Annotated in this window: 6 protein-coding genes; 4 read left to right on the top strand and 2 right to left on the bottom strand. The window is 72.8% G+C overall.

Annotation, left to right across the window (positions count from 1 at the left end; translation table 11 throughout):
- Positions 1-286: 286 nt before the first annotated feature.
- The 3 genes from M8J73_RS37880 to M8J73_RS37870 are packed head-to-tail and all read left to right on the top strand — an operon-like array spanning position 287 to position 5,912.
- Positions 287-1,555, top strand: coding sequence for an aspartate aminotransferase family protein (locus M8J73_RS37880; protein WP_055539919.1), 1,269 nt, complete (start codon positions 287-289; stop codon positions 1,553-1,555).
- On the top strand, positions 1,552-4,476 hold the full coding sequence (locus M8J73_RS37875) for an FAD-binding and (Fe-S)-binding domain-containing protein (protein ID WP_055539918.1): 2,925 nt from the start codon (positions 1,552-1,554) through the stop codon (positions 4,474-4,476). Before M8J73_RS37880 ends, M8J73_RS37875 begins: the two co-directional genes overlap by 4 nt.
- A complete protein-coding gene (locus M8J73_RS37870; protein ID WP_055539917.1) occupies positions 4,473-5,912 on the top strand; it encodes an NAD-dependent succinate-semialdehyde dehydrogenase in 1,440 nt (479 codons plus the stop codon). Before M8J73_RS37875 ends, M8J73_RS37870 begins: the two co-directional genes overlap by 4 nt.
- A gap of 40 nt (positions 5,913-5,952) precedes the next feature.
- Here the strand turns inward: M8J73_RS37870 and M8J73_RS37865 are convergent, their stop codons facing one another.
- Positions 5,953-6,696, bottom strand: coding sequence for an IclR family transcriptional regulator (locus tag M8J73_RS37865; RefSeq protein WP_055539922.1), 744 nt, complete (start codon positions 6,694-6,696; stop codon positions 5,953-5,955).
- 281 nt (positions 6,697-6,977) lie between these two features.
- Entirely contained in the window at positions 6,978-7,712 is a 735-nt protein-coding gene (locus M8J73_RS37860; protein WP_055539916.1) for an IclR family transcriptional regulator, read from the bottom strand.
- A 280-nt stretch (positions 7,713-7,992) separates the two neighbouring features.
- Between M8J73_RS37860 and solA the strand changes: the two genes are divergently transcribed.
- Positions 7,993-9,129 carry an N-methyl-L-tryptophan oxidase gene (solA, locus tag M8J73_RS37855; RefSeq protein ID WP_055539915.1) on the top strand — a complete coding sequence of 379 codons (1,137 nt, stop codon included), beginning with the start codon at positions 7,993-7,995 and terminating at the stop codon, positions 9,127-9,129.
- The last annotated feature ends 156 nt before the right edge of the window (positions 9,130-9,285 follow it).

Here is a 9,285-nt window from a genome sequence, read left to right as displayed (position 1 = left end):
GACGGGCGGGCCCCTGAGCGGCCGGATGGTTGTCGTCCACGGTGCCTCCAGGGGGTGCCCCGCTCGCACCGGGCCGTGCCCGCGGGGAGTGCCCGGCCACTGTGACAAGCGTCGCTGACCTGCGCAAGAGAGGTCCCGCAGGCGAACAGCCGGCGCCGTGCCGGTGGCGCTGACACAACGTCCGGATGTCGCGTCCCGTCCGGACACTTCGCGCGTTGGCGCCGCCCCGGCCCCCCGAGATGCTCGAAGGGCCGCAGCAGACCGAGACCGAGGCCGGGAGACGAACATGACCGCACTGTCGCCGCACCTTCGCCAGGCCACGCCCGTGGTGGCGACCCGGGGCGAGGGCGTCCACCTCTACGGCGAGGACGGCCGCCGCTACCTGGACTTCACCGCCGGCATCGGCGTCACCAGCACCGGGCACTGCCACCCCAAGGTCGTGGCGGCCGCCCAGGAACAGGTGGCCACCCTCGTCCACGGCCAGTACACGACGGTGATGCACCGGCCCCTGCGGCAGCTGGTCGAGAAGCTCGGGGAGGTGCTCCCGACCGGCCTCGACAGCCTCTTCTTCACCAACTCCGGCAGCGAGGCCGTGGAGGCCGCCCTGCGCCTGGCCCGCCAGGCCACCGGCCGCCCCAACATCATCGTCTGCCACGGCGGTTTCCACGGCCGCACCGTCGCCGCCGCCTCCATGACCACCTCCGGCACCCGCTTCCGGTCCGGGTTCTCCCCGCTGATGAGCGGTGTGGTCGTCACCCCCTTCCCGGCGGCCCACCGCTACGGCTGGGACGAGGACACCGCGACCCGCTTCGCCCTCCAGGAACTGGACTACACGCTCCAGACGATCTCCTCGCCCGCCGACACCGCCGCGATCATCGTCGAGCCGGTCCTCGGCGAGGGCGGCTACGTGCCCGCCACCCGCGCCTTCCTCGAAGGGCTGCGGGAACGCGCCGACCGGCACGGCTTCCTGCTCATCCTCGACGAGGTGCAGACCGGCGTCGGCCGCACCGGCCGCTTCTGGGGCCACGACCACTTCGGCGTCACGCCCGACATCCTCGTCACCGCCAAGGGCCTGGCCAGCGGCTTCCCCCTGTCGGGCATCGCCGCCCCCGAGGCACTGATGGCCAAGGCCTGGCCGGGCTCGCAGGGCGGCACGTACGGCGCCAACGCCGTCGCCTGCGCCGCGGCCTGCGCCACCCTCGACGTCGTCCGCGACGAGCGGCTCGTGGAGAACGCCGAGGCCATGGGCAAGCGGCTGCGCCAGGGCCTGGAGGCGGTCGCCGACCGCACCCCCGGCATCGGCGACGTACGCGGCCTCGGACTGATGCTGGCCACCGAGTTCGTCACCGAGGACGGCGCCCCCGACCCCGAGACCGCCGCCCGGGTCCAGCGCGCCGCCGTCGACGAGGGCCTGCTCCTGCTGCTGTGCGGCGCCTGGAACCAGGTCGTCCGTATGATCCCGGCCCTCGTCATCGACGAGGCCGCGGTGGACGAGGGCCTCCAGGCCTGGGCGACGGCCGTGGAAGCCGGCACCTGTGGAGCGGCGGAGCGATGACGGACACCACCACGGCCCTGGAGCAGTCGGCGCGCACCACCCCCGCCCTGGACCGGCTGGTCGCGCTGCTCACCGGGACGGCGCCCGGCCTGCGGGTGGAGACCGGCCCCGGCTTCACCGGCCCCTACGCCTACGACGCCTCCAACTACCGGGTCCCCCCGCGGGCCGTGGTGTTCCCCCGCGGCGCCGACGACGTCGTCGCGGTGCTGCGCGCCTGCCGGGAGACCGGAATCCCGGTCACCGCGCGCGGCGGCGGCACCAGCATGGCGGGCAACGCCGTCGGCCCCGGCGTGGTCCTCGACTTCTCCCGGCACATGAACCGGATCCTCGACATCGACCCGATCGCGCGCACCGCACGCGTCGAGGCCGGCGTCGTCCTCGACGCCCTGCGCAGCGCCACCGCCCTCCAGGGCCTGACCTTCGGCCCCGACCCGTCCTCGCACAGTCGCTGCACCCTCGGCGGCATGATCGGCAACGACGCGTGCGGCAACCGGTCCGTGCGGCACGGCCGCACCAGCAGCCACATCGAGGCCCTGGAGTTCGTGACCGCCGACGGCGTGCGGGCCGTCGCCGACCACCAGGGCCTGCGCGCGGCGGACCCGCACGACACGGCCGCCGTCCGGCGTGTCGCCCGTCTCCGCGCCGACGTACGCGCCCTGATCGACGCCAACCTGGCGCCGATCCGCACCGAACTGGGGCGCGTCCCACGCCATGTGTCCGGATACCAGCTGCACTACCTGCTGCCCGAGCACGGCTTCGACATGGCCCGTGCCCTGGTCGGCACCGAAGGCTCCTGTGCGGTCGTCACCGCCGCGACGGTCCGCCTGGTGGCGACCGCACAGGCCTCCACGCTCCTCACCCTCGGCTACGACGACGTGGTCGACGCCGCCGAGGACGTGCCCGAGATCCTGCGCTGGAACCCCACCGCCGTCGAGGGCATGGACGAGGCGATCGTCGCCACCATGCGCGCCCGCCGCGGCCCGGACTCCGTGACCGGACTGCCCGAGGGACGGGCCTGGCTGTACGTCGAACTCGACGGCGACGACCAGGCGACGGTCGACGCCCGCGCCGCCGAACTCCTCGACGCGCTCACGTCCCGGGGCCGGACGACCGGCGGGCGGGTCGTGCGGAGCCCGCAGGAGCGGCGCTCGCTGTGGCGGGTCCGCGAGGACGGCGCCGGGCTCGCCGCCCGGCTCGTCGACGGCGGGGAGTCCTGGCCCGGCTGGGAGGACGCGGCCGTCGCCCCGGAGAACCTCGCCGCCTATCTGCGCGACTTCCGCAAGCTGCTGGCCACCCACGGGCTCACCGGGGTGCTCTACGGCCACTTCGGCGCCGGCTGCGTCCATGTCCGCATCGACTTCGACCTCGCCACCGGCCCCGGCCGGGCCGCCGCGCGCCGCTTCGTCGGCGAGGCGGCGACCCTCGTGGTCTCCCACGGCGGCTCCCTGTCGGGCGAGCACGGCGACGGACGGGCGCGCGGTGAGCTGCTGGAGATCATGTACAGCCACCGCATGATCCGGGCGTTCGCCGCGTTCAAGGAGATCTTCGACCCCGAAGGGCTGCTCAACCCCGGTGTCATCGTGGACCCGGCCCCCCTCGACGCCGACCTCGCCCTGCACACCCCGGCCGACGTGGTGCCCGTCGACACCCTCTTCACCTTCCCCCACGACGAGGACGGCTTCGCGGGCGCGGTCCGCCGCTGTGTCGGCGTCGGCCGCTGCCGCAGCGACGCGGGCGGAGTGATGTGCCCCAGCTACCGGGCGACGGGGGAGGAGAGCGACTCCACGCGGGGCCGGGCCCGGCTGCTCCAGGAGATGGTGCGCGGCGGGACCGTCGAGGACGGCTGGCGCTCCACCGAGGTGCGTGACGCCCTCGACCTGTGCCTGTCCTGCAAGGCGTGTTCCAGCGACTGTCCGGTGGGCGTCGACATGGCCACGTACAAGGCGGAGTTCCTGCACCACCACTACAAGGGCAGGCTCAGACCCCGCTCCCACTACTCGCTGGGCTGGCTTCCGCTGACCTCGGCCCTCGCCGGCTGTGCCGCCCGCCCCGTGAACGCGCTGCTGCGCGGCCCGGTCGGCAGGCTGCTCGCCCGCCTCGGCGGGGTGACGGTGAAGCGGCGCATCCCGGCCTTCGCCTCCCGGCACGCGCTACGGGAGGCCCTGCGGAGGGCGCGGACCGGTGAACCGGCGAAGACGCTGCTCTTCGTCGACAGCTTCACCCGCGCCTTCCGGCCCGAGGTCGCCGGGGCCGCGAGCCGAGTGCTGGCCGACGCGGGCATCCCCTGCACGGCGGAGGAGGGCCTGTGCTGCGGTCTGACCTGGGTCAGCACCGGCCAGCTGTCCGTCGCCCGCCGCGTCATGGCCCGTACGGTCGCCCGCCTCGACAACGGAGACGACCGCCCCGTCGTCGTCGCCGAACCCAGCTGCGCCGCCGCCCTCAAGCGCGATGTGCCCGAGCTGCTGGGCACCGACGCCGCCCGGCGGGTCGCGGCCCGCGTCCACACCCTCACCGGAGCGCTGACCGAGCTGGCCGAGCCCGGCTGGACGCCACCGGAGCTGCCTCAGAACGTCGTCCTGCAGACCCACTGCCACGAGTACGCCACCTTCAAGGGCCACCACCCGCGCGACCTGCTCGGCCGCCTCGGTGTGCGGAAGGTCGACGAGGCGGAGGGCTGCTGCGGACTTGCCGGCAACTTCGGCTTCGAGGCCGACCACTACGACACCTCGATGGCCGTCGCCGACCTCGCCCTGAAGCCGCGCCTCGACGCCGTCGACGCCCAGGGACCGGCCGTGGTCGTCGCCGACGGCTTCAGCTGCGCCACCCAGATCGACCACCTCGCCGGTGACCGGGGCGTCCGCGCCCTGCACCTCGCTGAACTGCTCGACCCCGCCGCCGATCAACCTGGAGGAACCCCATGACCGACACACCCACACAGTTGTTCATCGGCGGCGCCTGGGTCGACGCCGCGGACGGCGCCACCATGGCCGTCGACGACCCCGCGACCGGCGAGATCCTCTGCCATGTCGCCGACGCGGGCCCCAAGGACGCGCAGCTCGCCGAGGACGCGGCCGTCACCGCGCAGGAGAAGTGGGCCCGTACGGCGCCCCGGGCCCGCAGCGAGATCCTGCGCCGGGCCTACGAGATCATCGTCGAGCGCACCGACGAGCTGGCCCATCTGATGACCGCCGAGATGGGCAAGCCGCTCGCCGAGGCCAGGGGAGAGGTGGCGTACGCCGCCGAGTTCTTCCGGTGGTTCTCCGAGGAGGCCGTCCGGATCGACGGCGGCCACGCCACCCTGCCAGACGGCCGCAACCGGATGCTGCTCTCCCGCCGCCCGGTGGGCCCCTGTCTGCTGATCACGCCGTGGAACTTCCCGCTGGCCATGGGCACCCGCAAGATCGGCCCGGCGATCGCCGCGGGCTGCACGATGGTGCTCAAGCCGGCCCCCCAGACCCCGCTCTCCAGCCTCGCCCTCGCCGCCATCCTCAAGGAGGCCGGGCTGCCCGACGGCGTGCTGAACGTCGTCACCACCTCCCGTGCGGGGGAGGTGTGCGAACCGCTCCTGCGCGGCGGGCGGATTCGCAAGCTGTCCTTCACCGGCTCCACGGGCGTCGGCCGCCTGCTGCTCGCCCAGAGCGCGGACGCGGTGGTGCGCACGTCCATGGAACTGGGCGGGAACGCGCCGTTCATCGTGTTCGAGGACGCGGACCTGGACAAGGCCGTGGACGGCGCGATGGTCGCCAAGATGCGCAACATGGGCGAGGCGTGCACCGCCGCCAACCGTTTCTTCGTGCACACCTCCGTGGTGGAGGAGTTCGGGCGGCGGCTGGCCGAGCGCATGGGCGCGCTGGTCGTGGGACCCGGTACGCGCGACGGTGTCGACGTCGGCCCGCTGATCGACCGCAACGGCCGGGGCAAGGTCGAGGAACTGGTCGCCGACGCGGTCGAGCGCGGCGCCCGGGTACTGGTCGGCGGCCGTACCCCGGAGGGTCCGGGCTGCTTCTACCCGCCGACCGTGCTGACCGGCGTCGATCCCGGCAGCCGTCTGATGGACACCGAGATCTTCGGGCCGGTCGCGGCGATTCTCACCTTCGACGACGAGGACGAGGTGGTCCGCCGGGCCAACGACACCCCGTGGGGGCTCGTCGGCTATGTCTTCACCGAGGGCTTGGACCGCGCCCTGCGCGTCAGCGAGCGCCTGGAGGTCGGCATGGTCGGCCTCAACACCGGTCTGGTGTCCAACCCGGCGGCGCCCTTCGGCGGCGTCAAGCAGTCGGGCCTCGGCCGTGAGGGCGGCCGGGTCGGCATCGACGAGTTCCTGGAGTACCAGTACCTCGCGGTGCCGGTCGGATGACCGGGCGGCGCGGCGCCCCGTCCGCGCCGCGCGTGGCTCCTCAGCGCGGGTGGCGGGCGGTGATCTCCGCCGCGGTGTCGGTCACCAGGCGTCCCAGCTCGGGGAGCCGGCCGACGTCGAAGCGGGAGTCGGGCAGGGAGACCGCCACGGCGGCCAGCGGGACGCCGTCACCGTCGAGGACGGGCGCGGCGATCGCGCAGACGCCCTGGAGGTACTGGTTGTGGTTGACGGCGTATCCGCGGTCCTTGACGCGGCGCAGTTCCGCGCGCAGTTCCCCGGGGTCGGTGATGGTCTCCTCGCCGTAGCCCTCGAGGATGCCCGCCGCGAACTCGTCGACGTCGGACGCGGGCAGATGGGCGAGGACGGCGTGGCCGGCGGCCGTGGCGTGCAACGGCGAGGCGTCGCCGATGGCGTGGAAGGTGCGCACCGCGTGGTCGCAGTCCACGCGGTCGACGACGATCATGCCCTGGAGCGCGTCGGGCACCGACAGGTGGATGGTCTCGTTGAGCGCGTCTCGGAGCCGGATCATGGGGTCGCGGGCGGCGGCGTACAGGCTGGAGCCCTGCAGCGCGGCCGGTCGTACGGCGAGGACCCGGGCGCCGACCTCCCAGCGGGTGGTGTCCTTGCGGTTGGCCCGGAGCCAGCCGGCCTCGTTGAGGGTCAGCAGGGTGCGTTGCACGGTGGACTTCGGGAGCCCGAAGAGTTTCGTCAACTCCCCGACCGTCACCGGCTGATGCCGGGCGACTGCTTCCAGGATGCGCAGCGACCTGGTGACGCTCTTCATCTCCATCCGGTGCCCCCTCAGGTCGGCGAGGTCGTCCTGTGCATGTCCTGACCCCGAAGGGAGCCCACACAAGATCGTGCCGGATTCTAGCATGGCGTTCCACAATATGGCACGCGTGCCCCGTCGGCTGTCCGAGGTTCGGATCGGCGTCGGCGGGGGAGCGGGAATCCGGTGCCCTCGCGGCGATGGGCAGCGATGGCCCCGACCAGGCCATACCGTGCCGCGAGAGGCGATCGCCCTGTGCCCGGTTTCCCCCGGCCGGGCACAGGGCGGTTGCCGCGTCAGGCGCCCAGGCGGCGCCGTGCGATCTCTGCTGTCGTGTCAGCGACGAGCCGGCCCCACTCCGGTGTCCGCTCGGCGTCGTAGCGGGAGTCGGGCATGGAGATGGCCACGGCGGCCAGGGGGGTGCCGTCCTCGTCCAGGACGGGCGCGGCGACGGCGCAGACGCCCGGCCGGAACTGGTTGTCGTTGACCGCGTACCCCTCGGTGCGGATCCGGTCCAGCTCGGCGGGGTCGACCGGGGTCGTGTCGCTGAAGCGCTCCAGACCGCCCGCGATGAACTCCTCGACGTCCTGCTTGGGAAGGTGGGCGAGCACGGCGCGGCCCACGGCGGTCGCGTGCAGCGGTGACAGGTCGCCGATCGTGTGGAAGGTGCGTACGGCCTGCGCGCAGTCGACGCGGTCGACGACGACCATGCCGTCCAGGGCGTCGGGCACCGACAGGTGGATCGTCTCGTCGACCTGGTCCCGCAGCTGCATCATGGGCTCGCGGGCGGCGGCGAACAGGCTGGAGCCCTGTAGCGCGGCCGGTCGTACGGCCAGGACGCGTGCGCCGATCTCCCAGCGGGTGGTGTCCTTGCGGTTGGCCCGCAGCCAGCCGGCCTCGGCCAGTGTGACCAAGGTGCGCTGAACGGTGGACTTCGGCAGGCCGAAGAGTTTCGTCAACTCCCCCACGGTCACCGGCTGATGCTGCGCGACCGCCTCCAGGATGCGCAGCGACCTTGTGACGCTCTTCATTTCCATCCGTTTTCCCCCCGTTAATCCTCGGAATTTTCTGCGAACACCCTCTTGACTCCCCTCCGCGCCACTGTCATTGTCTGTGCCAGATTCTAGCACAGCGTTCCACAATGTGGCACGGCCCGCCGGAAAGGTTCAAGGGCGAGTCGGAGCGACTCCGAGAAGCGGACGGATGCGAGCCCTGGGTCCCCGGAGACACGGCCCCCGTCCAAACCCACTCGAAACGAACATCCTCGCGTCGAGGCCAGCATGCGCCTCGACGGTACGAAAGGAAAGTCCTGTGTCTGCTGCCAGGAAGCGGGTCGCCGTCGTCGGCGTCGGAACGATGGGCAGCCAGGCCGCCTGGCGGCTGGCCGCCCGCGGCGCCGAAGTCGTCGGATACGACCGGTACGCCCCCGGCCACGACCGCAGCGCCGCCGGCGGCGAGACCCGGATCTTCCGGAGCGCCCACTTCGAGGACTCCCGCTACGTCCCGCTCCTCAAGCACTCCGACACCCTGTACGACCAGCTCCAGCGGGAGACCGGCCGCGAACTGCGCCGCCTGACCGGATGCCTGCTCATGGGGCCGACCGAGCACCAGCAGATGGCCACCGTCCTCGAGTCCATCGCCGAGCACGACCTCGACCACGAGGTGCTCGACGGCGAGGCCCTCGCCAAGCGGTTCCCGCAGTACCGCCTCCAGGACGGCGACGCGGCCGTGCTCGACCGCCGCGCCGGGTTCATCCGCCCCGAGCTGACCATCCAGACCGCCGCCCGCCGCGCCGAGCAACTGGGCGCCGTCGTCCACCGCTACACCACGGTCCGTGAGATCGTCCCCGTCGCGAACGGCGTGGAGATCCGCACCGACTCGGGCAGCGAGCGCTTCGACAGTGCCGTCGTCACCCCGGGCCCCTGGGTCAACGACCTGCTGCCCGACCTGCCGTGGGAGGTGGACGTCCGACGCCTGATCAGCGCCTGGTTCGTGCCCACCACCGACGCCTGGTTCGGTGAGGAGCGCCCCGCCTTCATCCGTACCGCGCCCACCCACTGCTACGGTCTGCCCTCCCCGGACGGAGTGTCGGTCAAGCTCGGCCTCTCCCAGGCCCTGCACAAGCCCGCGGGCGACCCGAACCAGTTGGACCGGACGGTGCGGCCGGAGGAGCTGGAGATCTTCGCCGAACTGATCGGCCGCCACCTGCCGGACCTGCACCCCGACCCGACGCGCCTGTCCGTCTATATGGAGGGCTACACCAAGAGCAGCCGCCCACTGGTCGGCCCGCTGCCCGGCGCGGAGAACGTCGTCCTGCTCGCCGGCTTCTCCGGCCACGGCTTCAAGCTCGCCCCCGCCTTCGGCGACATCGCCGCCGACCTCGCGCTGGACGGCACTTCCGCCCAGCCCATCGACTTCATATCCACCATCGACCGCGCCGCGGCCTGAGCTCCAACGAGGACAGCCATGACTCTGACCATCGGCACACTGCGGGCGGAGCCCGGCCGGAAGACCCGCGGGGTTCTGCCCGCCGACCTCGGCACCACCACGGTCGAGGTGCCCCTGATCCTCGTCAACGGCGCCCGTCCCGGCCCCCGGGTCGTG

It is taken from the genome of Streptomyces neyagawaensis, assembly GCF_023516595.1.
Taxonomy (GTDB): Bacteria; Actinomycetota; Actinomycetes; order Streptomycetales; family Streptomycetaceae; genus Streptomyces; species Streptomyces neyagawaensis.
The sequence above is the reverse complement of the archived record's forward strand: the minus strand, read 5'-3'. Positions and strand labels throughout refer to the sequence as shown.

What these genes read in the sequence shown, in the direction of transcription:
- M8J73_RS37860 (WP_055539916.1), bottom strand. Translation starts at nt 7,712, where the DNA reads ATGAAGAGCGTCACAAGGTCGCTGCGCATCCTGGAGGCGGTCGCGCAG.
- M8J73_RS37865 (WP_055539922.1), bottom strand. Translation starts at nt 6,696, where the DNA reads ATGAAGAGCGTCACCAGGTCGCTGCGCATCCTGGAAGCAGTCGCCCGG.
- M8J73_RS37870 (WP_055539917.1), top strand. Translation starts at nt 4,473, where the DNA reads ATGACCGACACACCCACACAGTTGTTCATCGGCGGCGCCTGGGTCGAC.
- M8J73_RS37880 (WP_055539919.1), top strand. Translation starts at nt 287, where the DNA reads ATGACCGCACTGTCGCCGCACCTTCGCCAGGCCACGCCCGTGGTGGCG.
- M8J73_RS37875 (WP_055539918.1), top strand. Translation starts at nt 1,552, where the DNA reads ATGACGGACACCACCACGGCCCTGGAGCAGTCGGCGCGCACCACCCCC.